This is a genomic window from Salinicoccus jeotgali, assembly GCF_055379195.1.
Window position 1 is genome coordinate 905447 of sequence record NZ_AP043830.1, and the last position, 25251, is coordinate 930697.

General features: G+C 45.6%; 23 protein-coding genes and 1 pseudogene. 16 read left to right on the forward strand and 8 right to left on the reverse strand.

Features of this window, described 5'->3' with window-relative positions:
- The first annotated feature begins 56 nt into the window (after positions 1–56).
- Entirely contained in the window at positions 57–1046 is a 990-nt protein-coding gene (locus ACZ43I_RS04540) for a CAP domain-containing protein (protein ID WP_344701487.1), read from the forward strand.
- 47 nt (positions 1047–1093) lie between these two features.
- Here ACZ43I_RS04540 and ACZ43I_RS04545 read toward each other — a convergent pair whose 3' ends face one another.
- The 7 genes and pseudogenes from ACZ43I_RS04545 to lexA form a co-directional block, all read right to left on the reverse strand.
- On the reverse strand, positions 1094–2029 hold the full coding sequence (locus tag ACZ43I_RS04545; protein WP_344701488.1) for a hypothetical protein: 936 nt from the start codon (positions 2027–2029) through the stop codon (positions 1094–1096).
- A 150-nt stretch (positions 2030–2179) separates the two neighbouring features.
- A pseudogene (locus ACZ43I_RS04550) lies at positions 2180–3503 on the reverse strand (ISL3 family transposase).
- Positions 3504–3744: 241 nt separating this feature from the next.
- Entirely contained in the window at positions 3745–5385 is a 1641-nt protein-coding gene (merA, locus tag ACZ43I_RS04555) for a mercury(II) reductase (RefSeq protein WP_344701489.1), read from the reverse strand.
- 24 nt (positions 5386–5409) lie between these two features.
- Positions 5410–5802, reverse strand: coding sequence for an Hg(II)-responsive transcriptional regulator (gene merR / locus ACZ43I_RS04560; protein ID WP_344701491.1), 393 nt, complete (start codon positions 5800–5802; stop codon positions 5410–5412).
- Between the two features lie 185 nt (positions 5803–5987).
- A complete protein-coding gene (locus ACZ43I_RS04565; RefSeq protein WP_380710055.1) occupies positions 5988–6947 on the reverse strand; it encodes an IS30 family transposase in 960 nt (319 codons plus the stop codon).
- An 818-nt stretch (positions 6948–7765) separates the two neighbouring features.
- Positions 7766–8593, reverse strand: a complete 828-nt coding sequence (locus ACZ43I_RS04570; protein WP_344701044.1) for a YihY/virulence factor BrkB family protein — start codon at positions 8591–8593, stop codon at positions 7766–7768.
- Between the two features lie 497 nt (positions 8594–9090).
- Positions 9091–9705: a transcriptional repressor LexA gene (lexA, locus tag ACZ43I_RS04575; protein ID WP_344701042.1), complete on the reverse strand. Its 615-nt coding sequence runs from the start codon at positions 9703–9705 to the stop codon at positions 9091–9093.
- Positions 9706–9842: 137 nt separating this feature from the next.
- Here lexA and ACZ43I_RS04580 point away from each other — a divergent pair, with 137 nt between their 5' ends.
- From ACZ43I_RS04580 to ACZ43I_RS04615, 8 genes are all read left to right on the forward strand, one after another.
- Positions 9843–10094 carry a hypothetical protein gene (locus ACZ43I_RS04580; protein ID WP_344701040.1) on the forward strand — a complete coding sequence of 84 codons (252 nt, stop codon included), beginning with the start codon at positions 9843–9845 and terminating at the stop codon, positions 10092–10094.
- A gap of 71 nt (positions 10095–10165) precedes the next feature.
- A complete protein-coding gene (locus ACZ43I_RS04585; RefSeq protein WP_344701038.1) occupies positions 10166–10402 on the forward strand; it encodes a DUF896 domain-containing protein in 237 nt (78 codons plus the stop codon).
- Between the two features lie 14 nt (positions 10403–10416).
- Positions 10417–12402, forward strand: coding sequence for a transketolase (gene tkt, locus ACZ43I_RS04590; protein ID WP_344701036.1), 1986 nt, complete (start codon positions 10417–10419; stop codon positions 12400–12402).
- A gap of 66 nt (positions 12403–12468) precedes the next feature.
- Positions 12469–12726, forward strand: a complete 258-nt coding sequence (locus ACZ43I_RS04595) for a YneF family protein (protein WP_344701034.1) — start codon at positions 12469–12471, stop codon at positions 12724–12726.
- A gap of 105 nt (positions 12727–12831) precedes the next feature.
- Positions 12832–14607 carry an ABC transporter transmembrane domain-containing protein gene (locus tag ACZ43I_RS04600; RefSeq protein ID WP_344701032.1) on the forward strand — a complete coding sequence of 592 codons (1776 nt, stop codon included), beginning with the start codon at positions 12832–12834 and terminating at the stop codon, positions 14605–14607.
- On the forward strand, positions 14608–16380 hold the full coding sequence (locus ACZ43I_RS04605) for an ABC transporter ATP-binding protein (RefSeq protein WP_344701030.1): 1773 nt from the start codon (positions 14608–14610) through the stop codon (positions 16378–16380).
- 89 nt (positions 16381–16469) lie between these two features.
- Complete coding sequence (locus ACZ43I_RS04610) at positions 16470–17174, forward strand: cytochrome c biogenesis CcdA family protein (protein ID WP_344701028.1); 705 nt, start codon at positions 16470–16472, stop codon at positions 17172–17174.
- 3 nt (positions 17175–17177) lie between these two features.
- Positions 17178–17663, forward strand: coding sequence for a CcdC family protein (locus ACZ43I_RS04615; RefSeq protein ID WP_344701026.1), 486 nt, complete (start codon positions 17178–17180; stop codon positions 17661–17663).
- Here the strand turns inward: ACZ43I_RS04615 and ACZ43I_RS04620 are convergent.
- On the reverse strand, positions 17655–18149 hold the full coding sequence (locus ACZ43I_RS04620; protein ID WP_344701024.1) for a DUF2621 family protein: 495 nt from the start codon (positions 18147–18149) through the stop codon (positions 17655–17657). The genes ACZ43I_RS04615 and ACZ43I_RS04620 overlap by 9 nt on opposite strands.
- A gap of 90 nt (positions 18150–18239) precedes the next feature.
- Here ACZ43I_RS04620 and ACZ43I_RS04625 point away from each other — a divergent pair, with 90 nt between their 5' ends.
- The 7 genes from ACZ43I_RS04625 to ACZ43I_RS04655 all read left to right on the forward strand — a co-directional run bounded on the left by ACZ43I_RS04625 (position 18240) and on the right by ACZ43I_RS04655 (position 25161).
- Positions 18240–18440, forward strand: a complete 201-nt coding sequence (locus tag ACZ43I_RS04625) for a DUF1659 domain-containing protein (protein WP_344701022.1) — start codon at positions 18240–18242, stop codon at positions 18438–18440.
- Between the two features lie 17 nt (positions 18441–18457).
- Complete coding sequence (locus tag ACZ43I_RS04630; RefSeq protein WP_344701020.1) at positions 18458–18670, forward strand: DUF2922 domain-containing protein; 213 nt, start codon at positions 18458–18460, stop codon at positions 18668–18670.
- Between the two features lies 1 nt (position 18671).
- The gene (locus tag ACZ43I_RS04635; protein ID WP_344701018.1) at positions 18672–18791 is read left to right on the forward strand and encodes a YvrJ family protein; all 120 of its coding nucleotides are present in this window, start codon (positions 18672–18674) and stop codon (positions 18789–18791) included.
- 71 nt (positions 18792–18862) lie between these two features.
- The gene (locus ACZ43I_RS04640; RefSeq protein ID WP_344701016.1) at positions 18863–19987 is read left to right on the forward strand and encodes an exonuclease SbcCD subunit D; all 1125 of its coding nucleotides are present in this window, start codon (positions 18863–18865) and stop codon (positions 19985–19987) included.
- The gene (locus ACZ43I_RS04645) at positions 19968–22979 is read left to right on the forward strand and encodes an SMC family ATPase (RefSeq protein WP_344701014.1); all 3012 of its coding nucleotides are present in this window, start codon (positions 19968–19970) and stop codon (positions 22977–22979) included. The genes ACZ43I_RS04640 and ACZ43I_RS04645 overlap by 20 nt, the downstream gene beginning before the upstream one ends.
- 35 nt (positions 22980–23014) lie before the next feature.
- Positions 23015–24427 (forward strand): MDR family MFS transporter, encoded by a 1413-nt coding sequence (locus ACZ43I_RS04650; protein ID WP_344701013.1) that lies wholly within the window; start codon positions 23015–23017, stop codon positions 24425–24427.
- 122 nt (positions 24428–24549) lie between these two features.
- The gene (locus tag ACZ43I_RS04655; protein ID WP_344701012.1) at positions 24550–25161 is read left to right on the forward strand and encodes an SCO family protein; all 612 of its coding nucleotides are present in this window, start codon (positions 24550–24552) and stop codon (positions 25159–25161) included.
- Positions 25162–25251: the final 90 nt, after the last annotated feature.

The window sequence follows — 25251 nt, forward strand, 5'->3', positions numbered from 1 at the left end:
TTAGACGAAAGTTTAATTACTTTTTTTAAACCATATGCGGATAGGGAGGTGCCCGTATGATAAAAAAAATATTTATGCTCGTATTCTTTTATTTCATTTGGATATTTACAGCCCCCGTGCTGCAATCCTATGATTTTGAAGAAGGCATGGAGTTGTCTTATTTGCGTGGATGGCTTGAAGAGAACATTTATCCTTCTTATAATATGGATAAAATTCACCAGGTCAACAGCGATCAGACCCAGGAAGTGGAGATTGCGCTTGGCAGTGAATATGATACTTCCGGCAAAAAACACATTCGCTCGGAGTATGAAGGGGAGTTCTACATTGAAGACCAGCCTGGCATGTTCCATATGGTATTGGTTAAAGATAAGAGGGTCGTCGGCGCCTATACCAACAGTGGCGACATATCGGTCGAGACGATCAACATCGAAGGGATGGACAGGGAACAGGTCGACTCCATATATGGTGCTCCGGAATCGACAATAAAGAAGGGCTGGAAGCGGCTGCGTGTGGATAATGAAGAATATGCAGTCTATGATATTAATGGCACATACGTCTATTTTTTCTATGATCTTCACAAATCTGATCAGGTGAACGGCCTGCTTGTTGTCGATAAAGAGGCCTTTGGTGAAAGCAGCGCCCTATATAATCATCCTGAGCCAGCAGATAATTCCAAAATGAACCATCTACTCGTTAATGCAACCAGACAGGAATATGGACTAGAACCTTTGTCCTGGGATGAAGCGGCTTCAAAAGCCGCGCTCGGCCATAGCCGCGATATGGTTGAGAAGGATTACTTCAATCATGATTCACCCGATGGCGTGACGCTGAAGGATCGGTTGGAGTCAGCCGATGTGTCGTACAGGATGGCAGGGGAGAATATAGCGATGGGACACACCTCACCAATCTTCTCCCACCACAGCCTCATGAATTCACTTGCACATCGCGAGAATACACTGAAAGACAGTTTCACACATCTAGGGATCGGCACAGCGTATAATGAAGAGAATGTGCCCTACTATACGGAAAATTATATAAGAAAATAAAGAAGGCGACTATCTCATAGTCGCCTTCTTTCAATACGTCAATGCCATCAGTTAAAGTCCACGATTTTGAATGCGTGCTCGGTTTCACATACCGTATATTCAACCGTGCTGCTTCCGATGCCGTTGGAAGTGATATGTTCATATTCACGGTCCATCGTGACCTTATATGTCCCGTCTCCCTTGTCTTCGATGTTCTGGACATCAACTGAGTGAGTCGTATGATCGGCAAAACTGCCAGAAGTGCGGTTGTTGTCGAGATAGGATATGGCAGGGCCATCTTGGCTGATATAATCCATAAGCCGGTTCGGATGGCCATTGAAGAAGTTGGCGAGTTCATAGGCATATGATTCCATGAAAGTTTCGAGATTTGGAGTGAAAGGGGCGCCTTTCGTATCCATCTCATTAATGCTGATTGGTTCCTGGGTACCGTCTATAACAGCGAACGAATAATCCACCATGCACTCGAGGCAGCCGATGTTCGGTGATATCGTCAGTATATTTATGAAGTTCAGATGATGGTAGGCCAGGAATTTCTGCTGCATCGTGATGTCTTCACAGTGATCTGCGGCAAGACGATTCATGATGCATGACTCACCGGCGGGATTTTGGACCATATGTTTTTCATAGGGGCCGGATGCAGAAGATCCACCCATGGAATCTTCTTTTGTTTCTTCTTTCGATTTTTCTTTTGTCGCATCTTTCATCTGCTCTTCTGTCACTTCCTCTGTTGTTGCCTCTTCAGAGTCTTCTGTCGCTTCCTCCGCCAAGTCCGCTTCGGAGTCTTCTTCCACTTCTCCCGTGCGCTCTTCATTCACTGCGCCTCCGGCCGCGGCTTCTTCAGTTGTTACTGATTCTGCCGGCTGCTCTGTCGTTTCCTCTTCCGCACCCGTCATCGCTTCTTCAGCATCATTGTCAGTGCCGCCGCATCCTGCAAGCAAAAGTATAATCAGTGTCATCAATAGAATACTTAAGGACTTTTTCATCGAATGCTCCTCTCCATTTAGTCTTCGCTAAACTGCACCCCGTCCTTGTCACTTTCTATCTTTTATCTGGCTATAGTGGGCAATATCTTTTGGGAGACTCTAGGGCAAAATGGTTTTTATGGGTATTCGGTTTTTATGGTGGAAAAGGGCTTATAAATCACCCTTCTCCAAATTCTTAATAAGTGTGGAAAAATCGACACCAAAGTTGTCTGTAATGTTATGATCATTCACTTCATACCAATTGAAATTATCGTGTAACATAGCTTTATTGAAAGCACTTGAATTAAATCGTGGCTTACGCTTTTTATGGAGCTTCTCATTGAAAAGGATTTTGGCTCGTAAGGCATCAAACGAGTAACCTCTACCCATTCGCTCTACCTGCCTAATAATGCTGTTAATTGACTCCGTATAAGCGTTAGTGAGCCTTTTATCAAAGTAGTTGAATATTTCGACATGCCAGTTGTCTACGGCTCTCACGAGGTCTTTATATGCATCTTTAGAGTTACTGGACATACAACGGTGTCTCCATTGACTATAACGAAGACGACCTTCATCTGAATCAGGAGTATCCCATATCCAGTAAAACTCTTCTTTGAGTTCATAGGCTTCTTTTTAAGGCAGGAAGTTTACCTAACCAAGTCTCTAAGAGGAATGATTCACGTTCATTTAGATCGTGTTTACGCTTTAGAAGGATAAACCTTTCACGCATAAGGGTACGTCTTTCTTTTTGGCTCATATGAGCTTTCAAAGACTTTCTGACGTTATCTAAGGCTTGATTAGCCATTCTAATTACATGAAACTTATCTACGACCACTTTAGCGTGTGGAAGGATAGTGTTCACTGCGTCTTTGTAGGGCTTCCACATATCCATTGTGACGTACTCAATATAAGTCCTGTCACTGATTTCTGAAAGACGTTGGATGACTGTTTCCTTGTTACGGTTAGGCTTGATGTCATAAATAGTCCTGCGTTCAATATTAGTCAATACAAGCCGAGGTCTTCGGATAATATGTATCTCGTCTATCCCAAGCCACTTAGGAGTTTCAAACTGGTATTCACGTTCTTTGAGTGCCACATAGTCCTTAAAAACGTTCCTAATAGTTTTCTCGTCAACGCCAACGCTTTCTGCGACTTCTACAAAGGTCTTAGACATGGATTGCTTTTGAATAGACTTTAAAAGCCTTTTGGTCATACTACGCTTTTCATCTACAGATACTAGGCGTTCCCAGAAGGTAGATTCGCATTCACGACATTTGTATCGTCTACGGTTCAATTGTAAGCCCACTCGCTTTAAATGAATGGGCAAATCCATAATTAGTTGATTTCTTGAACTGTGTTTGTACAACTTGTCAAAACCACATTCAGGACAACGTTCAGGTGGTCCGACTGCTTCAACTTTAAACATCATATCGGTTTCATTTTCTTGTGGTGATTCTATTGTTTTAATGTCTGGTAGGGATAATAAGTCTGACATATTGTTCATCCTTTATTACTCTGCGGTGTTAAGGTATCAAATATAGATTTGATGTCGAAATCATCAGTGTTAAATTATTTTTGTGACCACAAATGCACTTAGAAAATCCCTTAAAGCATTTATATAATGGGTGATCGCAAAATAGTGTATGAAATCCTTTTGTAGACTTTGCTAAACTACTGCACACTTTAGTACAGTATTAGCTGGTTCACTTGAATAGGGAATTGTAAAAAAAGTTCCCTTAGCCTGCACAACAAGATAATTTCGAAACATCTTTATCGAACGTAAGTGCAGCTAATTTTAGCCCTTCAGCCATTGTTAAATATGGTGCTAGGGTTTCTGTTAAATCTTCTATCGTTAAGCCAAATTTAACAGCTAATGATGCTGCATAGATGACCTCTCCTGCATTCTCAGATACAATATGAACCCCTAATACTTTTAGTGTTTCTGCATCTGCTACTAGTTTAAATACACCGGTTGTTTCACGGTTTACAATTGCTCTTGGAACAGCATCTAAAGGTAATACAGATGTCTTCACATCATACCCTTTCTCTTTTGCTTGTTCTTCTGTTAAACCAACCGTTGCAACCGTTGGATTCGTAAACGTAACAGCAGGGACTACCGATAAATCTATTTTTTTGTTTAACCCACCGATAGCATTATCAGTAATAATTCCACCTTCATAGGCTGCTACATATACAAATTGCGGTCCTAACGTCACATCTCCTGATGCATAAATCTTTTCATTACTTGTTTGACCAAAATCATTGATCAGGATTTCATTATTTTTTCCGGTTTCAACACCTGCCGCACTTAAATTTAAAGAATCCGTATTTGGTTTTCTTCCAGTGGCAACAAGTAACTGATCTGATTCAATAACTTCTTTACTGCCATTTACTGTTACGTAAACCTTTTTTATCTCTCCACTTTGTACAACACGCTCAAAAGTTGCCCCTTTGACAACGTTTATACCCTGTTCAATTAACGCTTTTTCAACTGACTCTGAAATCTCAGGATCATACTCCTTTAAAAGTCGCTCACTTCTTTGCATAAGCGTTATTTCTGAACCTAAATGATGAAATAGTTGTCCAAGCTCCATTCCAATGTATCCTGAACCAATTACAGTTAATCGTTTTGGTATTTTCTTTAACTCAAGAAGTGTTGTACTAGTTAAATAGTCCATTTCTTCAAGTCCTGAAATTTGGGGCAACGAAGGAGATGCACCTGTTGCAATTAAAAAGCGTTTTGCAGATAACTTTGCCCCATTGACCTCAACCGTACTAGCATCAACGAATTTTGCTTCACCTTTAATTAAATCAAAATTATATTCATCAATTAAATCCATATATTTTTGATTCCGAAGTTCGCTCACCAATTTATCCTTTTGCGTGATTAAACTAGCTAAATCCACTTCTCCAGCGGATGTTTGTAAACCTTTAAACGGATTGTCTTTTGATAAATGATTGATTTCCCCTGCCCTAAGAAGAGTTTTTGACGGAACACAGCCAATATTCACACAGGTTCCCCCAACCGTTCCACGCTCAATCATTCCAACTTTTGCACCGTATTCTATAGCTTTAATTGCCGAAGAAAAGGCAGCAGCACCAGAACCAATAATAAGAAGGTCATAATCGTCTTCATTAATTAACGCCACGTTTTCTAGTGATGATACTTCTTCAATTTCTCCGGCTTGGTAATTTGCTTCATCAATCGCCTTTATTGCACTTTCAACCTCAATATCATCGGGCAGTTCAAATACTGCTTCACCACGACGAAAATTAGACTCAATATTTTTAGCACCTATCTTTTCAAGTGCTGATTCTACGTGTTTTTCACAACCCGTACAAGTCATTCCTTGAATGTTTACCTTAAATTTATTCATAAAAAAGCCCCTTTCGTTAATGTCTCATGTTAATGTTTCTATTATTGGACACGAATGTAATTGCTTTTCATCTGGACATCGTTGTTTTAAGTCGTCTAACATAGTTTCAATTCGTTTTAAATCCTCTATTTGTTTTTGAACTTCCTTTTGTTTTTTAGAAACAAATTCGAACATATCTTGACAACGAACTTCATCTTTATCTACAGCACCAAGTAATTTATAAATCTCGTTTAAAGAAAATCCAAGTTCCTGTATTCGTTTAATAAACCCAACACGCTTAACGTCATCATATGAATATATCCGATAACCAGCTTCCGTTCGGTGAGGTTCTTGTAGTAAATTTTTTCGCTCGTAATATCTAATCGTTTCTTTATTAACGCCACATTTTTCTGCAAACTCACTAATGCAGTAAATCATCTTATTTCACCCCATGAATATTATAAACCGTGTACCATAGTACACGGTAAAGTAAATTGGACTATTTTATTTTTTCCCAACGTATCACTCGTATGTGATTGATACCTTTATAATACTATTGATTGTCCTAACATCCCACTAGAAAATCCGATTTAAACACCAGTTGTTTTTAAACTTTTCGTTTGTCAAAATAAGCTAGACAGTTCCTTTTCACCCATGTAACTCAAAAAGACTTCCAATGGTGTCCGGTAGTTCAATGATTTTCTCGGTATGTGGTTTCTTCTTGAAGCGACAGACGAGACAAATATCTGATCGACCGTGTTGAAATCCATGTCTTTGGGCAGTCCATCCTTTCTGAGCAGGCCATTGGAATGTTCATTCAATCCCCGTTGAGACGGTGTCCCTGGGTCGGCAAAGTAGATGGACAGATCGTTCTGGTTGCTCATCGATTGCCAGTTGGAGAATTCCTTACCACAGTCGAAAGTGATGGACTTGAACAGGTTTCTGGGCATCTCTTGACACCACGTATTGATGGCAGACTCGATTGCCTGTGCCGTCCGGCCTTCAGGCTTCAAGGTGATAATGACCTTAGACAGGCGTTCAACCAGCGTGATGACGGCACTCTTGTGGCGGACACCGACGATGGTATCTCCCTCGAGATGGCCGAATTCTTCATTGAACGCCGGGTAGTCAGTTGTTCTTTCAGAGATGTTTCGCCTGAAGGCCTGTCTGCCCCGGCGTTCCTGATGGCCATTTGGTTTTCGCTTGCCTTGCATCGGCAGTGTGGCTACATCAAAGGTTTTTCGTTTGAACATTCGATACAGTGTACGGCCCGAGCAGTCAATTGGCATCTCCTGCCGACCGACAATCACATCCGGTGTCCAGCCTTGCGCCACCTGCTTTTCAACATGTTTCTGCTGATCGGTCGGTAGAACAATCCGTTTTCTACCACACCGGCTTTTGTTTTCCTTATAGCGCCGATAATACTCCAGCGCAGTGTGCCCGTCCTTGAGATATGCGATGACATTATGGACCGTCTGACGGGCACGCCCAATCCGTTTCGCAATCTGTGAAGTCGGGGTCTCTTGATGGAAATAGGCTTCTATGATTACTAGCTCGTCCGTGGTAATATGGGTGTAGGTCATGCGTGATCACTCCTATGATTTTCTTTGGTCGGAAAACTCATTTTGAGTGTATCACGCGTGACCCTTTTTAGGTGTCTAGCTTAATTTTACAATCGGCGACTATTAAAAAAGTAATTCCACTATATATTCCGAAGACCCGTTTTTATATGTGCATTTCATATCAGTCGGCATCTTGCTGGTGATACTCTCATTCCTTTCGAAATGAAAGTATCACTATGTGCCTCAATCGTCTACGCAGGCATTTGTGGATTTATATCGATTTCCATACACAAATTATTTAAGTCCCAAACCCCTTTTGTGCATTGATTTTTCTTTGGTCCCCGCGAATACTACTGGAATATCATTTATGATGCGGATATATATATATTGATGTGGCACATGTGCTTTGATGGATGGATAAGTATGCCATCACAAGTAATTTCGTTGATGTGTGACACCCTAGCTGTCTGGTCTTCCCGTGCTGTGCTGTCTATAATGAAGAATGAATTGGATTCAAGGACATAAATCGAATCCAATTTATTATGTATAATTTAGCTTTTATACCCTAAATCCCTGTATTAAATATATAGACAAGTTGTGTTTCCTAATCATTGAACTGGGGGAGGGATGAAAACGCGGAAAGAAAACTTTCATCTTGCGTTCCCTTGCGCCTTCTCTGATGACGGATTCCTGTACGCTGAAAGAACCAGTTTATACATATTCTTGATTTTATGTTCTTATTCCTGAATATGGGAGGAAAAAAGAACAGACTTATATGTTTAAATATAGAATCATCTTTCCAGATCATTACCTTGAATTTATAGCCTACTTTACAAGGATCACTGTACTTTCCTGCTCCTTTTACTGCTTATGATCGCGTTAATTTCACCGCCTATTAAAATTATCAGGGAAGATAAATATAACCAGATCAGTAGAATGACGATGGTCCCAAGGTTTCCGTAAATAATGGAATAATCAGCGATGCCCACATAATATGAGAAACCGAGCGAAGCCAGCTGCCAGCCAATCACAGCAAACAATGTGCCAGGGAGGATGTCGAGAAAACGTAATTTCTTATTTGGTACAAAGTAATACAGACCTGCAACCAGGACCACTAATATGATAAAACTGAAAGTCCAGCGGAATGTGTTCCAATTCTGCAGGAAACCAGCGTCGACTCTTAATAAGGAAGAAATGGACAATCCGATCTCTCGTCCAAACACCAGTAATATTAAAGAGATGATCACCCCGAGGATCATGCCGATGGTGAGCAGAATTGCAACACCAAACGCTCTCAGGAAAGGCCTGCTCTCTTCCACCCTGTGTGCACTGTTTAATGTCCGTGCCAATGCACTGGCACCCATTGCGGACAACCATAAAGTCGCTACCATACTGATCGACAATAAATCTCCTCTTGTAACCTCGAGCACATGATACAAATTGTCCTCAATCAACTGCATTGACCCTTCTGGTGCATACGGTCTGATGATATCCAGTACTGTACCGGTTGAGAGCGGCAGGAATCGCAATAAGGTGAATATTAAGATCAAAAACGGGAATATTGCAAGCAACAAATAGTAAGAGAGTTGTGCTGCCATATCAAACACTTTATCTTTTAAAGAATAGTGGATTAAATTTTTGAAAAAACCTTTTATCCGGATTGTCATTTAAACTCCCTCCGGTCCCATTGATTTCACAGAATATACAGAATGAAATTCGAAAAATATGGTTATGGATCCTGCTTTGCCATAGGAATTACAGCTTATTTATACATACCCGGCTTTTGATGGTTCTACTCTAGACAAGTAATTGGTACCCATCATGCATATTAAAAGAATATAATTCTATTGAGGTATTGGAGAAATATAATTTGAAAAATAATGTTTCGCCTGCCGGAATAAGGGGAAAACAGACACAGGGCTTATATATTTAAATAATAGAATCATCTTTCCAGATCACCATCCTGAATGAAACAAGAACGAGGGGATGCAGTTGAAACATAAAACAGAGGACAAGCAAACACAAAATCCAAAAGATATTTTAGAACAAATCAGAATCATACTTGATAGATAAAACATTTGTAACGAAGGATATTGACAGGATGGATACGGAAAGACAAAAAGGGCGCATCTTTAAGATGCGCCCTTTTCTATATTGAAATCCATTAAAACGCGCGGAATAGTCCAACGACTTTACCGAGTACAGCGACACTGTCCAAGATGATCGGCTCCATAGTCGTGTTTTCAGGCTGCAGCCTGTAGTAGCCTTGTTCCTTATAGAAACGTTTGACCGTCGCTTCATCATCATCCGTCATCGCAACGATGATGTCGCCATTATGGGCAATGTTCTGCTTGCGCACTATCACTCTGTCACCATCATGGATGCCCGCATCGATCATGCTGTCACCTGCCACGTTGAGGAGGAAGATCTCACTGTTGTGGTTCGCTGTGAAATGTTCGGGGAGAGGGAAGTACTCATCGATGTTCTCTACAGCAGTGATCGGCAGCCCGGCTGTAACCTTACCGAGGACCGGAACATGGATTACTGCGCCATGCTGTTCGTTCTCTTCCGTGATGACTTCGATGGCCCTGGGTTTTGTAGGGTCCCTTTTGATGAAACCTTTTTCCTGCAGTTTCGCCAGATGGCCGTGGACAGTGGAGCTCGACTGGAGACCGACCGCGTTGCCGATTTCCCTGACACTCGGCGGATAGCCTTTATCCTTCACTGTGGATTTGATGAATTGGTATATTTGTTTTTGCCTGTCTGTTAGCGCCTTCATAGTTATTACCTCCGCCATATTGTTGTTTAAATTTTATCATAATAGAGAGCATCTTACAAACATTTGTTCGCTATCCATTGACCCGGAACATGCGTTCTGTTATTATATTTATACAAACGTATGTTCTGGAGGTAGTAATGATGACATTGAAGGAATTTAAACTATTGGGTATGGTCTTTATATTTGTTTTCGCTGCTGGCCTCATTTTCATGTTGGATTCCCACAAGGAAGGGAATAGTAATTCTGAAGTTGTCTATATAGATGAGTACCAGGTCGTCACACATGGCGATGCACCCCCGCCTGTAGAAGAGGCGGATCTATCGGCTGAAGAGTATGCCGAGCGCAGCAATATGGAGCAGTTGATGGAAATGATTGGATTCATAAGATGACTTTGAAGTGTGAGAATGGTCTCACACTTTTTTTTATGGTAGATTATAAGAAAGTGGACAGGAGGGCTGCTATGTTAGACAAAGATAAAATTCAGCGGATCAATACGCTCGCTGCCAAAAAGAAGTCGGGCAGCATCACAGGGGATGAACTCTCTGAACTGAAAGGTTTGAGGGAAGAGTATCTTAAAAACTTCCGCTCCTCATTCAAAAAACAGGTGGAGAACACTAAAGTCGTCGACCCTGAAGGCAATGATGTGACCCCTGAAAAAGTAAAGAAAATCCAAGCAGATAAAAATAAGAATTCATAAAGGAGTATGCGTAAATGACTTTTGATAAGACAGATCAACTAGCTATCAACACAATCCGTTCACTATCCATTGATGCAATCGAAAAGGCGGCATCGGGCCACCCGGGTCTCCCTATGGGGGCTGCACCGATGGCTTATACACTTTGGTCCCGCCATCTGAACTTCAACCCGAACTCAATGGACTGGTTCAACAGGGACCGTTTCGTATTGAGTGCGGGCCATGGCTCCATGTTGTTGTATAGCCTGCTGCACTTGAGCGGTTCGCTTGAAATGGAAGAGCTGAAGAATTTCAGGCAGTACGAGTCGAAGACCCCTGGACACCCTGAATTCAAACATACCGAAGGTGTGGAAGTGACTACAGGACCATTGGGTCAAGGATTCGCAATGAGTGTCGGTATGGCGATGGCGGAAAAGCATCTGGCAGCCCGCTTCAATAGGGATGGCCATGATGTGATGGACCACTACACGTATGTCATAGCAAGCGATGGCGACTTGATGGAAGGTGTCTCACATGAAGCGGCATCACTGGCGGGTCACTTGGCTTTGGATAAGCTGATCGTGCTTTATGACTCAAATGACATATCGCTCGATGGCGATCTCGACATGAGCTTCTCGGAAGATGTCGGCACACGTTTTAAAGGGTATAACTGGCACTACATCAAAGTGGAAGATGGCAATGACTGTGATGCCATAGACAAAGCGATAAAGAATGCCAAGTCATCGAACCGTCCGACACTTATCGAAGTGAAGACGATCATCGGCTATGGTTCCCCGAACAAGCAGGGCAAAAGCGCCTCACACGGTGCGCCGCTCGGTGAAGAGGAACGCAAGGCAGCTTTTGAATATTATGGATTGGATCCGGAGAAGACATTCGATGTCGATCCATCGGTCTATGAACGCTTCAATGAAACGATGAAAACAAGAAGCAATGAAAAAGAAGAAGCATGGAATGAAATGCTTAAAGGCTACAAAGAAGCACATCCACAACTGCACGCTGAATTTGAGGATGCCGTCCACCATCGTCTACAGGAGAACTACGACAAGGATATGCCTTATTATGAAGCAGGCGAAGAGAAAGCCACACGTGCAGTATCAAGCGATATGATACAGGCCCTGTCTGATTCCGTTCCGACATTGTTCGGTGGTGCTGCGGACCTTGCCAGCAGCAATAAGACCAATGTGAAGGATGAAGAAGATTTCGGTCCTGATAATTACGCTGGACGGAACATTTGGTTTGGCGTCAGAGAATTCGGTATGGCAGCTGCCTTGAACGGCATGGCAGCACACGGTGGCCTTCGTCCTTACGGTGGCACGTTCTTCGTGTTCAGTGACTACCTCAAGCCAGCCATGCGTCTGAGCGCACTGATGAAACTGCCTGTAACTTATGTACTTACCCATGATTCAATCGCAGTAGGGGAAGACGGTCCGACGCATGAACCGGTAGAACAGCTTGCTGGTCTCCGCGCCATACCGAACCTCAATACAATCAGACCGGCAGAAGGCAACGAAACACGTGCCGCCTGGAAGATAGCAATGGAAGCTGAAGATACACCGACGGCCCTTGTGCTGACACGTCAAAATGTCAAAACGATCGATGTGCCTTACGATGTTGTTGAAGAAGGTGTCAAAAAAGGTGGTTATCTAGCCTATGACGAAGGGGATGATGCGATCCTATTCGCTTCCGGAAGCGAGCTGCCATTGGCTGTGGACACCGCAGAAGAACTTAATGCACAAGGTGTAAAAGTGAAAGTCGCCTCCATCCCGAATATGCAGCAGTTCCTGAAGCAGGATGAAGCATATATCGAAAGTGTACTGAACACGCACATCGAAAACCGGACCGCCATTGAAATGGCGGCAAGTCTGGGATGGCACCGTTTCATCGGCATGAACGGCAAGTTGCACACAATCGACACGTTCGGTGCGAGTGCCCCTGGCGACATAGTCGTCGAAAAATATGGATTTACCGTCGAACGGATATTGGAGACAGTGATGAAGAAATAATCTGTTGAAAAACACCTGTTTTTGATGTAGACTTTATACTGTTCTACGAAGAAAGAGGTGAGCAGTTTGGCTACATGGATCTGGATACTGATTGTTATTGTTGCACTCATCGGTGGCGTTGCCCTTGGTTTCTTCATGGCACGGAAATATATGATGGATTACCTCGAAAAGAATCCACCTATCAATGAAGAGATGCTCAGAATGATGATGATGCAAATGGGACAGAAACCTTCCCAGAAGAAAATCAATCAGATGATGACTATGATGAATCGCAGTGCCGATTCAAAATCAACAAAAGAGCGTATGAAAGCATCAAAAAAATAAAGATGAACCCTTCTATATAGAAGGGTTTATTTTTACGCTTAAAATATTTCAATTTTCGAAATATATGATAGAATTTAAATGCAGTCAACAAAAAGGGGGGATGGCATGAGAGTATTCAAAAAATTGGGGTGGTTCTTTAAAAGGGAACGCAAAAATTACGTCGCCGGCATCATCATGCTGATACTCGTTGCATTGATGGAACTGGTGCCCCCGCAAGTCATAGGATGGGTCATCGACGGGATAAGGCAAGAGTCGCTGACTGCAGAGATACTGGGCCAATTCATCATTCTGCTCATAATGGTCGCGGCTTTGACATACATATTCAGATACTTCTGGCGCATTATGATTTTCGGGGCGAGTTACCGACTTGGGAAGATTCTGCGTTCCTCGCTCTATAATAAATATTCACAGATGAGCCCTTCATTCTATCAGAAGAAGCGTACCGGGGATCTGATGGCCCATGCCACCAATGATATCCAGGCAGTCCAGGCGACTGCCGGTGCCGGGATTCTGACTATAGCCGATTCACTGATCACCGGAGGGGCGGTTCTGATTACGATGGCCGTTACAATCAGTCCAAAACTGACATTGATGGCGATGATTCCGTTACCGTTCATGGTGATATTGACGAGTTATTACGGTACACTCCTAAACCGCGGCTTCAAGAAGGCGCAGGCTGCCTTCAGCATGCTCAACGATAAGACCCAAGAAAGCATATCGGGCATCAAGGTGACCAAAACGTTCGGATATGAATCCCATGATCAGGAAGACTTCAGAATGTTGAGTGATGATGTCGTCGATAAAAATCTGAAAGTTTCAAAAGTCGATGCACTGTTCGATCCGACAATAATGACAGTGATTGGAGCGAGTTACTTCATCTCCATATTTTTCGGAGCGCGCATGGTGCTTGACGATGCGATCACCGTCGGACAGCTGGTCACATTCACAACCTACTTAGGCATGATGGTCTGGCCGCTCCTTGCGCTCGGGATGTTCTTCAACCTGATACAAAGGGGCAGCGCCTCCTACGCCCGGATAGAAAAGATCATGGAGACGAAAAATGACATTGGAGAAGAATATCTGATAGAAGATCAGCCTGAAGGAGACATCCATTTTAATATCGGCGCCTTCAATTTTCCGGGCGATGATTCCGATGGAGTGCGGGATGTCCGTTTCTCCATCGAAAGAGGCACGACGGTCGGTATAGTCGGTCGTACTGGTTCTGGTAAAAGTGCATTGCTCAGACTACTCCTCCGTGAATTCGATACGGTCAACCCGGAAGATATCCTCTACGGCAGCCATCCGCTCAGAGATTATAACATCAGCAATCTGAGGGCGCAGTTCGGCTATGTGCCCCAGGATCATTTCCTGTTCTCCACGACGATCCGGAATAATATCGCGTTCAGCAATCCGGGAATGGATGATGCACATATCCATGAAGCGGCACGCCTCAGCCAGATACACGATGATATAGAAGCATTCGCCCACGGCTACGATACCGTTGTCGGAGAGCGTGGCGTCTCATTATCCGGAGGGCAGAAGCAGCGCATATCGATTGCGCGCGCACTGATTCTTGATCCGGAAGTGCTGATACTTGATGATTCATTATCAGCCGTTGATGCAGAAACCGAAGAGCGCATACTTGAGAGTCTGCAGTCCAACCGGCACGGTAAGACGAATATCATTACAGCGCACCGCATGAGTGCTGTCAGCCATGCAGATCTGATCATCGTCATGGATGCCGGGACAATAATGGAGATGGGCACACACGACACGCTGATGGCAGAACAGGGCTGGTATCACGACACCTATAATGCACAGGCGCTGCGTGAATCTCTGGAGAGTTCCTTGGAAGACATGGCTGAAGGGAGGCCGAATTAGATGGAGAATGACAATTTGAATCTGACATTCAATGATCAGAAGGATGTCCTGTTCCGTCTGATGAAATATACGTTGCCCTTCAAAGGTGTGCTGACATTGGGATTCCTAATGCTTGCGGTATCCACTGCAGCAGGTGTAGCCACTCCTTACCTCGTCATGATCTTCATCGATGATTATTTGACGCCGGGTGTGTTTCCGGAACAGGATATCATGTGGCTGATCATCATTTTTACCATCGTCCAGTTACTCGGGGCAGTCACCACATACATGAACATCTATCTCTTCCAGTATTTGGCGTTCAAGGTGATCCAGCAGCTGCGGATCGATGCATTTGAAAAGATCGGCCGTCTTGGCATGCGCTATTTCGATAAAGTGCCTGGCGGCAGCGTCGTATCGCGGATCACAAATGATACGGAAGCGATCGTCGACATGTTCATCGGTGTGCTGGCAACATTCCTTATGGCGATCTTCATGGTCATCTCAAGCTTTGTGATGATGTTCATCCTGGACGTTAAACTGGCTTTGTTTGCACTGCTCTTCATGCCTGTGATCGCTGTCATTTTGGCAGTATACCGGAAGTATTCAGCCAACTTCTTCTCCCATGCACGCCAGCTTCTGAGCGAGATGAATGCGAAACTGGCCGAATCGATAGAAGGCATGAAGATCATACAGGTATTCAACCAGGAAAGGCGTCTACAAGCGGAATTCAATACTATAAATGAGACACACTACAAATATAATATGAAGAATGTCAAGCTCGATGGCCTGCTTCTGAGGCCGGCCATCAGCATGATCTATGTGCTGGCCATCGCAGTGATACTCGGCTATTTCGGATTCCTAAGCTTCGAATCGACCGTTACAGCCGGTGTCGTCTTTGCATTCCTGCAGTATATGGAACGGTTCTTTGAACCAATCAACCAGGTCAGCCAGAATCTGAACATCTTTCAGCAGGCACTTGTATCCGCAAGCCGGGTATTCACCCTGATGGATGATGAGCGCCTGGAACCGGTCCAAGATAAGGATGAGGAAGCGGAGATCACTGAGGGGCATATCGAATTCAAAGATGTCACCTTCAGCTATGATGGTGAAGTGGACGTGCTGAAGAACATCACGTTTACAGCCCGGCCGGGGGAGACCGTTGCATTGGTCGGACACACCGGTTCCGGAAAGAGTTCAATCATAAACTTATTTATGCGCTTCTATGAATTCAATCAGGGGGACATCACCATCGATGGGCACTCCATCAAGGAAATGCCAAAAAGCGAATTGAAGCATAAGGTGGGGCTCGTGCTGCAGGATCCATTCATCTTCTACGGCACGATCGCCTCAAACATCCGACTGTACCACCCCGACATGACATTTGAAGAAGTGAAGGCAGCTGGGGAATTCGTCTATGCGGATAAATTCATAGACAACCTTCCGGGCGGCTATCAGCACAGGGTGATCGAAAAAGGCGGCGCATTTTCAAGCGGACAGCGCCAGCTGATCGCGTTCGCCCGGACGATGGCGATAGATCCTAAAATATTGATCCTTGATGAAGCGACGGCAAACATCGATTCCGAGACAGAAGAGCAGATCCAGCATTCACTGGAGAAGATGCGCCGGGGACGTACGACGCTCGCGATTGCACACAGGCTGTCGACCATCCAGGATGCCGATCAGATTCTCGTACTCAACCGTGGCGAAATCGTCGAGCGCGGCACACATGACACGCTTATTTGTAAAAGAGGCATCTACCATAAGATGTATCAGCTGCAGAACGGCCAGCAATAATTGTCATACAATGTTCGCATATTCGTCCCGATAGAATATCTAAACTAAGAGGATGTCTGATAGAATGATATCTGATTGGGGGTTTTTCTATGGGTAGTGAAGTGACATTCCTTCTCGCATTTGGTGCAGGCGTATTAAGCTTCGTCTCCCCATGTGTACTTCCGGTCTTTCCGGCTTTCATCTCCTACATAACCGGTATGAGCTATAATGAAGTGGAAAGTCAGAAGTTCAATGTGCGGGCGATCCTTCATACTTTATTTTTCTTGATTGGATTCAGTCTAATCTATATCGCACTCGGATTCGGCACCGCATTCTTCGGCGGATTATTGATAGAGTACTCGAATCTGATCCGCCAACTGGGTGCTATCCTGATTATAATATTCGGTCTTATTGTAACCGGAGTACTGAACTTCAACTTTTTGATGAAGGACAGGAAGGTCCAGTTTAAGAACAGACCATCCGGTTTTTTTGGTTCCATTCTGATCGGCATGGCTTTTGGTGCAGGGTGGACGCCGTGCAACGGTCCGATCATCGGCGCAATATTTGCGATGAGTGCATCCGAGCCGAACAACGCGCTTATGTTGATGGTCGTATACTGTCTTGGTTTTGCGGTGCCTTTCTTCACGCTGAGCTTCTTCGTCTCACGGACACGTTGGATGCTGAAATATTCAAACCGTATCATGAAAGTCGGTGGCATCATCATGATTATGATGGGTGTATTGCTCTATTTTGATGGGCTGACGCAGATCATCATCTGGCTGCAGCCGTTCTTCGGCGATTTCCAGGGGTTTTAAGCCATGAATATTGAAAGCATTTTGTTTACAGCTGCGTCCATCATGGCCGTCATTATGGGGATCGGGGCCATAATCGTCAGACAACGTGCGGCCAAACGGCCGTTGACATTACGTAAGATCATCATACCACCGGTGATGATGTCGACCGGCGCCTTGATGTATGTATTTCCATATTTCAGGCTCAGCTCCTCTGAAATCCTAGAAGCAGTGGCGATGGGGCTCATCTTTTCCGTCCTGCTCGTCATCACTACCCGTTATGAGCAGAAGGACGGGGCGCTGTATGTCAGGCAATCGAAGCTCTTCCCCGTCATACTGGCAGGGTTGCTTGTCTTGAGGATTATTCTGAAGACCATCCTGTCCATGAGCATCTCCCCCGGTGAAATCGGCGGGATGTTCTTCCTGCTCGCCTTCGTCATGATCATAATATGGCGTCTGTCGATGCTGATGAAATTGAAGCAATATGAAAAGCAGCAGATCAAGTCAACTTGATCTGCTGCTTACTTTTTCCGTCTGTTCAAAGATGGAGAATTTCTGTTTCTCGTCATCGGCGTATTCGAAGAGCGCTTCATACGGTGTATAATCAATATCCAATTCATTCAGTTTCTTTTTCATGAACTTATGGTCCCGCTTCGGCGTAGCGATGATGTATCCTTTCATGATGTGGTCCAATGATATCTTTTTAGCGCCCTCATCAAGGGCAATCTTCGAAATCCTGCCTGCAATCCGTTCTTTGGCCACATCCCTGAACAATTCGGGGACAGGGGTGACGAGCTCATTCAGCATGGATTTCGCCTCGTCGTGCCACAGGGGCAGCGCCTTATCTATATAGAACGCCTGCCAATCGAGTTCGCTGTACCCATCTCCTTTTGGCATACGCTTCAAAAACTTCCTGAACATGAAATATCCGCCGATTACCATGAGCCCCAACATGATGAAAGTCCATAGCGCAATCAGCCACATAAATAGATCGTCCATTGCCTCACCTCAAGGCTATTATAAGAAATAAAAAGAATATTGTCCATCTAATCATCCCCTTCGATATATAAGGCGAAGGAGGTGAAGGACATGTTGAAAAACTTAAGTGCGAAGTTCTACTTTTTTGAAGCAGATGGAAAAGGCGGGGAAAAACTGCGCTTCAGATCCGTCAGGAACCTGGAGCTGTCAGCGACGGATGCAGATATCAATGCAGCAGCCGAGGTGTACCAAGTGTTGACGAATGATGTATACGCAATCGTCGAAAAGGAACAGACTTATGTCATCAATTAATTAAGGGGGAATAAACCATGACCAGGAAACTTGTCATCGTCTTCAACACATCGGCAGACCGCCGGTTTACACTGAACATCAGCAACCCGAAGGATAACCTGACAGAAGAAGCGATACTCCTAGAGGCCAGAAAGCTTATGGACACAGGTGTACTGGCACCGTCGCAGGGCACGCCGGTGTCTGTCCATTCGGCTAAAATCGTCGAACAGAATGTTACCGAGATAATCTAGCATGGAATGGGTGCCATTAGTCAGCGATGTTGGTTTTCCGGCAGTGATCACATTCTTTCTGCTCTATAGGATGGAGCAGAAACTGGATGCCCTCATCATATCCATCCGACAGCTGCATTGAAAAACCGTCCCCTGAACTTACTTGGGGGGCGTTTTTCTTGTATAATTAGAAGATACGAGGTGATAGATACAATGAAAATTCTACATACAGGAGATTGGCATATAGGAAAGCGGCTGAACGGCATGGATCTTATTGAAGATCAGCAACACATGCTCGAACAGGTCCTCGATTGCGTAAGGCAAGAGGACATTGATGTGCTCGTCCTTGCAGGGGACGTCTTCGACCGCGCCAACCCTTCCCAATCCGCATTGAAGCTGGTGAATGATTATCTGTATAAGATAAATATAGAGGAAAATGTACCAGTCCTGGCGATCAGCGGAAATCATGACAGCCGCTCGCGCCTTGACTACGGCAGCTACTGGTTTGCCAAGAGCGGTTATCACATGCGCACGGCGATCGACGACATTACCACACCAATTAAAATGAGGGGTCATCACTTCTATATGATCCCTTATCTGGATGTTCTGGAAGCGAGAGTCCATTTTCAGGACGACGGGATAAAGACTCATCATGACGTCTATGTACGGATTACAGAAGAGATATCGAAAGTAATGGACGACAGTGTTTTCAATATAGTGGTCGGTCATATGTTCATTTCTGAGGGCAAGACATCGGAGTCCGAGCGCCCGTTGTCTATTGGTTTATCAGAAGAGGTTAGTGCTGATCTGTTCGAAGCGTTTGATCTCGTGCTGCTCGGGCATCTGCACCATCCATTTGCCATAACCCATGAAAAGATATTCTACAGTGGCTCGCTCCTCAAATACTCCTTCTCGGAAGTGAGTCAGCCGAAAGGATTCCGCATCATCGATACAGATGGCGGCGTGCAATGCCGTTTTGTTCCGCTTGATATGAAGCGCGACCTCATCCACTACACCGGGGCGTTCGATGATGTCATTGAAGAGGCGGTTCATTTTGAGGATAGGGAAGCATATTTCAAATTTGAATTGTCGGGCATGTCGCACATCAATGACCCCATGTCCAAAATCAAGATGATATACCCGAACACATTGGAGTTAAGGCCGATAAAAGAAGTCAGCGAAGAAAGCATGAAGGCGGTCGATGCGGGCAGTTCAACCGACGGGGAGATATTCGGTTCATTCATCGAAAATATTTTCGGTGAACCACCGAACCGCTATCAGACAGAAATATTCAATAACTATTTCAAAGGTGATATAGATGAAACCGATACAGATTAGCATGCATTATTTCGGCCCGTTCGAGAATGAAACGATAGATTTCACTAAAGTAAAAGACAGCATGTTCCTGATCAGCGGCAGGACAGGTTCCGGCAAAACGATGATATTTGATGCCATCACCTATGCGCTCTACGGCACACTGTCGACAAGGGACCGGACCGAAGGCTCGGTCAGAAGCCAATTTGCAACGGATGATGATATCAGTTCGATCCGGCTGCAGTTTGAAATACGCGGCCGCACATATACGGTGGAACGTACGCTGTCCTACCATAAGGCAGGGCGGAAGACCCCGGTCCCCCCAAAAGCGGTACTATACAGCAGCGAAGGTGATGTGATCGACAGCAGCATCAACGGTGTCAAGCAGTCGATTATGGACATCATCAAATTGGATGCAGACCAGTTCAGGCAGATCCTCGTCCTCCCCCAAGGTGAATTCAAGCGGCTGCTTACTTCTTCCAGCGAACAGAAGCAGGAAATATTGCGCACTCTTTTCCGGACGGAGCGCTTCGTCCAGTTTGAAAACAAGCTCAATGAACTGAAGAAAGAGAAGTTGAAGGACACCGCGGTGATGGAAACTAAAATTCAGGAACTCTTCAATTCCTTGAGTGGGGATGAACATGCCGCAGTCAGAAACCTGATGGAAGCAGACTATCCGACATCAGCCAAAAGGGTAGAGGCAATCAACCAAATACAGAATCTGCTAGCAGAAAAACTTGAAGCAGTTGGTACAGAAACTACCAGCCACCAGAAATCATTCGAGACCGTCAAAAAAGTGCTGGACGACAAGGAACTCCATAACACAAGGGTGAAGGAACTGCAGGAGATTGAAGACGGATTGAATAAATTGGAAAGTCGAAAAACTGAGATGGAAGAGTTGGAGAAATCATTGGCAGACTACCGGATCGCCAAAGAGAAGGAGTATGCGCTGAAAAAAGAGAGTGAGGCCCTTGCCGAGAAGAAAAGGCTCGACCTCAGCCTGCAGGAATTGGTCGAAGCGCAGCATGCTTCTCAAAAAAAATACGAGGATCATCTGGCAGAATATGAAGAGTTGAAGGCCGCTGAAGGCCGCTACTCTGAAATCGAGAAATGGCTGAACCGGACAGAACGCTTCATGTCGGACGATCACATCCGGGAGGACATCTCTGGAATTGAAGAGCTGCAGAAGGCTAAAACCGATATCGAACAAGAGTCTAAGAAGCTGGCACGCCAGATGGAAGAACTAAAAGTGCGCATGCAGGAAGACGCATGGGACCGCGCAGCATCAGACCGGTTGGCCCGGGCTGCCTTCGAAAATGAAAAGGAGAGGATGGCACTTGATACTGCCATCAAAGAAGAGCAGGATAACCGCCGCAATGATGAAGAGGTGATCAAGATAGATGATGAACTGCTGCAATTGGAAAAGCAGTCTAAAGAAACGAAAGAAAGCCTGGAGAGGCTGAAACGCAGCGTACAGGACAAGTTCTCCACTGAAGACGGCCATCATATCAGCCATCTTCTAGAGCATCTTGAAGTCGGTCATGACTGTCCAGTGTGCAGGCAGCCGGTCCAGACACTGCCCCATAATGTGGAAACGTTGACCGATGATGAAGAGAAGCGCTTGAACGATTTCAATGACACATTGCAGCGCCTAGCCGGGCGCCAAGCGGAACTGCAGGCGAAGCGCCGGCTGCTGGAAGAGATGACTGCAGATAAGGAGCGGACGGACCTGGCAGTGCTGCAGAGGACTTATGAAGAACTTGAAACCGACTATCAACAGCTTACGCAAAATCAGCAGGCAGATTCCGCGAAGTACCGGAGGCAGTCTGAGTATAATGAACAGTACAAGCGCCTTGAACAGAAGCTGACAGATGGTAGAGTGAACGAAAATAATATCACCCACCAGCTCAACCGGGCCCAGGAACTGAAGGATACGTTCACAAAAGAGACGGGTTACGAGCAGTTTGAAGCATTCGTGCAAGCTTTTAAAGAAAAGCGACGAGAGGTGGAGGGGCACCGCGACCGTCTGCACCAGAACGAGACTGTGCGCCTCGCGACCAAGGATGAACTTGCCAGAATGGAAGAAAAGGCTGCGGCATTAAATGGCCAGGCCGAAAAGGCGGAACAGACACTGTCCTCACTGACACCCGAGATAGACCGATTCACGCATGAGGTATCGATGAGTCGGGAAGAGCTGATCAGCATTTCAGAACGGACTGACATCAGCAAAATCGAGGCGGCCATCAAATCATACCATCGTGAAAAAGAGGTGGCGCTGGATAGGAAGCGCCACCTGGAAAATCAGATGGAGGGCCGCGAATGGGTTGATCCATCAAAGGAACAAGAAGAACTTGCAGTTATAGAGAAGGATCTCGAGTCACTGATGGAAGGTCGCGCGAAGCTGAACGCTCAAATTGAGCATAACAATAAAAACCTCGACAGGATAAACGGGTTGATCGAGCAGCATGAAGCGGCCCTTGAAGAGACCCAGGCCTTATTATCATTAGCGGATGCAGTGGCCGGCAGGAATGATCAGAAGGTCTCCCTTGAGCGGTTCGTGCTGACCTATTACTTGGACCGCATACTGCAGATCGCCAATATCCGACTTCTTGAGATGACCGGGCACAGGTATGAACTGAGGAGGAGCACCTCACGCAGCAACCGGAAAACCGGACTGGATATCGAGGTCTTCGACTTCTACAATAATCAGCCGAGGCACATTTCTTCACTGTCCGGAGGCGAATCGTTCCAGGCGGCGCTGACGCTCGCACTTGCCTTGAATGAAGCCCTGCAGCAGGAGTCGGGGGGCATCAGCCTGGAAACGATGCTGATCGATGAAGGGTTCGGCACGCTCGACCCTGAAACATTGGATGTAGCGGTGAATACGCTCATCGACCTGCAGACGACGGGCAAGATGGTCGGCATCATTTCGCATGTAGAAGAGTTGAAGACGCGCATGGAGCATATCCTTGAAGTCGATGCCGCCAATGAACGCAGCGTTACACGTTTCAAGTAAGCTCCCAAGTTCATTTCTAAGGAAGTAGTGAAGATATGAAACAAATGAAGATGAGTCCAAAGATGGTACTGATTGCGACATTGTTGATGGGATCATTCCTCGTCCTGCTCAACCAGATGCTGCTCGTCACTGCAGTCCCGCCGATCATGAATGATTTCAATGTACCGTTCAGCACCGCACAGTGGCTGACGACGGGTTTCTTCCTCGTCAACGGCATCATGATTCCAGTGTCAGCATTCCTGATCAATAAATTCACTTCGAGGACACTCTATTTGACCGGCATGATGATCTTCATCACCGGCACCCTGCTCGCCGCACTGTCGCCGGTCTATTCGGTACTGCTGCTCGGGCGGGTGTTCCAGGGTCTGTCAGCAGGCATCATGATGCCGCTGACCCAAGTCATCCTGTTGACCCAGTTCCCGCTCGAACAGCGTGGGAAGGCAATGGGCTACTTCGGCCTGGTCATCGGCCTGGCCCCGGCCATCGGGCCGCCGCTTGCTGGATATATTGTAGGAATATGGCCATGGCGCGCACTCTTTTTCATCGTGCTGCCGCTAGTATTATTGAACTTCGTCCTCGCCTTGGTCTCCATGAAGAATGTGACCCAGCAGACGAATCCAAAAGTCGACCTGCCATCGATTGTACTATCTACATTCGGCTTCGGGGGACTGCTTTACGGATTTTCGATTGCCGGTACAAGGGGATGGACAGATCTGCTTGTAATGTCCTCCATCGTGGTCGGTCTGCTGTTGGTATTGGTGTTCGCGAGGCGCCAGCTGAAGCTTAGGCAGCCTATCTTGGAAATGCGCGTATTCAAGAATCGCCACTTCCTGCTGAGTTCACTGATCGGTGTCGTGGTATTCACTTCAATGGTCGGGGCAAACAACATATTGCCCGTCCTTATGCAGGATATGCTCGGCTATTCGCCGTTTGAATCAGGGCTGGCCCTGCTGCCCGGCGCCCTGCTCATGGGTCTGACGATGCCGGTCGCGGGTACCTTGTTCGACAAGTTCGGAATACGGATTTTAACATTTGCCGGATTGACTCTGATTTTGGTCACTTCAATATTGTTGTCGGATCTCACGACCGATTCCACGTTCAGCTACATCACAACCATCTATACCTTCAGATTATTGGGGACAGGATTGACGATGATGCCACTGACCACATTCGCCATGAATGCACTAAAGGATATATTGATCCCACACGGGACCGCCATGAACAATACGATGCGTCAGATCGGCGGTTCACTCTTTACCGCGATGATGGTTACCATCATGACAGGAGTCACTCTCCGGCTCTCAGACGGCACACCAACAGCGATGGAAGAAGTCACAGGGGTGAACGCATCCTTCATCTTCTCAGCGGTGATGGCCGCAGCAGGCATCGTGATGGCCTTCTTCCTAAAGGAACAGACACGGGAGAGCAGTGCTTCAGAAAAACAATAGCCCAGATAAAAATGCATTTTATGATATCCGCCATATTATTTTCACAAATATCCTTTTTTTACAGGTTGTGTGCATCCGCTTCTCTGATATAGTTGGATATAAACGTCTCCGGAGGGTTTTTAATGAAGAAAATATTGGTTACTGTTTTAATGGCATCATTCATACTCTCTGCCTGCAGTGATTCAGACGTCGAAGTGATGTCCCGGTACGGCAATGAACTGGAGGACTTCGAAGTGACGAATCAGCAGGGCGAGACATTTACGCGAGAAGATATGGAGGGCAAAGTCTGGCTCCTCGATTTCATATTCACAAATTGTGCAACCGTCTGCCCGCCCATGACGGCGAATATGACGGATGTTGTCAATGAGCTGGAAGAACGGGGCGTGGAGGACTATGGTGTCCTCAGTCTATCAGTCGACCCTGAAACGGATACGCCGCAAGTATTGGCTGACTACCTGTCCCATTACGATGTGCCTGATGATACTGAATGGCAGCTCGCCACCGGCTATGACTACAGCTTCATCAGAGGATTTGCTGAAGATAACTTCAAGACGATCGTGGCACCGCCACCAGAAGGCAGCAACCAGGTGACACACGGCATCAGCTTCTATCTGATTGATCAGGAAGGCAAAGTTATCAAAGATTATCCAGGAGTGGACACAGGGGATAATGAATTCCCACTCGAAGAAGTGGTCTCTGACGTAGAGACGCTGGCTGACGAAGAGGCAGAATAAAGGCAGAACCCGCCGGGTTCTGCCTTTTATATTCAATTAAAGGACAGACATTGATAGAATGAAGAAGCCAGCAATTTAAAAATGAGGGAT

What these genes read in the sequence shown, in the direction of transcription:
- ACZ43I_RS04540 (WP_344701487.1), top strand. Translation starts at nt 57, where the DNA reads ATGATAAAAAAAATATTTATGCTCGTATTCTTTTATTTCATTTGGATA.
- ACZ43I_RS04545 (WP_344701488.1), bottom strand. Translation starts at nt 2,029, where the DNA reads ATGAAAAAGTCCTTAAGTATTCTATTGATGACACTGATTATACTTTTG.
- merA (WP_344701489.1), bottom strand. Translation starts at nt 5,385, where the DNA reads ATGAATAAATTTAAGGTAAACATTCAAGGAATGACTTGTACGGGTTGT.
- merR (WP_344701491.1), bottom strand. Translation starts at nt 5,802, where the DNA reads ATGATTTACTGCATTAGTGAGTTTGCAGAAAAATGTGGCGTTAATAAA.
- ACZ43I_RS04565 (WP_380710055.1), bottom strand. Translation starts at nt 6,947, where the DNA reads ATGACCTACACCCATATTACCACGGACGAGCTAGTAATCATAGAAGCC.
- ACZ43I_RS04570 (WP_344701044.1), bottom strand. Translation starts at nt 8,593, where the DNA reads ATGACAATCCGGATAAAAGGTTTTTTCAAAAATTTAATCCACTATTCT.
- lexA (WP_344701042.1), bottom strand. Translation starts at nt 9,705, where the DNA reads ATGAAGGCGCTAACAGACAGGCAAAAACAAATATACCAATTCATCAAA.
- ACZ43I_RS04580 (WP_344701040.1), top strand. Translation starts at nt 9,843, where the DNA reads ATGATGACATTGAAGGAATTTAAACTATTGGGTATGGTCTTTATATTT.
- ACZ43I_RS04585 (WP_344701038.1), top strand. Translation starts at nt 10,166, where the DNA reads ATGTTAGACAAAGATAAAATTCAGCGGATCAATACGCTCGCTGCCAAA.
- tkt (WP_344701036.1), top strand. Translation starts at nt 10,417, where the DNA reads ATGACTTTTGATAAGACAGATCAACTAGCTATCAACACAATCCGTTCA.
- ACZ43I_RS04600 (WP_344701032.1), top strand. Translation starts at nt 12,832, where the DNA reads ATGAGAGTATTCAAAAAATTGGGGTGGTTCTTTAAAAGGGAACGCAAA.
- ACZ43I_RS04605 (WP_344701030.1), top strand. Translation starts at nt 14,608, where the DNA reads ATGGAGAATGACAATTTGAATCTGACATTCAATGATCAGAAGGATGTC.
- ACZ43I_RS04610 (WP_344701028.1), top strand. Translation starts at nt 16,470, where the DNA reads ATGGGTAGTGAAGTGACATTCCTTCTCGCATTTGGTGCAGGCGTATTA.
- ACZ43I_RS04615 (WP_344701026.1), top strand. Translation starts at nt 17,178, where the DNA reads ATGAATATTGAAAGCATTTTGTTTACAGCTGCGTCCATCATGGCCGTC.
- ACZ43I_RS04620 (WP_344701024.1), bottom strand. Translation starts at nt 18,149, where the DNA reads ATGGACGATCTATTTATGTGGCTGATTGCGCTATGGACTTTCATCATG.
- ACZ43I_RS04625 (WP_344701022.1), top strand. Translation starts at nt 18,240, where the DNA reads ATGTTGAAAAACTTAAGTGCGAAGTTCTACTTTTTTGAAGCAGATGGA.
- ACZ43I_RS04630 (WP_344701020.1), top strand. Translation starts at nt 18,458, where the DNA reads ATGACCAGGAAACTTGTCATCGTCTTCAACACATCGGCAGACCGCCGG.
- ACZ43I_RS04635 (WP_344701018.1), top strand. Translation starts at nt 18,672, where the DNA reads ATGGAATGGGTGCCATTAGTCAGCGATGTTGGTTTTCCGGCAGTGATC.
- ACZ43I_RS04640 (WP_344701016.1), top strand. Translation starts at nt 18,863, where the DNA reads ATGAAAATTCTACATACAGGAGATTGGCATATAGGAAAGCGGCTGAAC.
- ACZ43I_RS04645 (WP_344701014.1), top strand. Translation starts at nt 19,968, where the DNA reads ATGAAACCGATACAGATTAGCATGCATTATTTCGGCCCGTTCGAGAAT.
- ACZ43I_RS04650 (WP_344701013.1), top strand. Translation starts at nt 23,015, where the DNA reads ATGAAACAAATGAAGATGAGTCCAAAGATGGTACTGATTGCGACATTG.
- ACZ43I_RS04655 (WP_344701012.1), top strand. Translation starts at nt 24,550, where the DNA reads ATGAAGAAAATATTGGTTACTGTTTTAATGGCATCATTCATACTCTCT.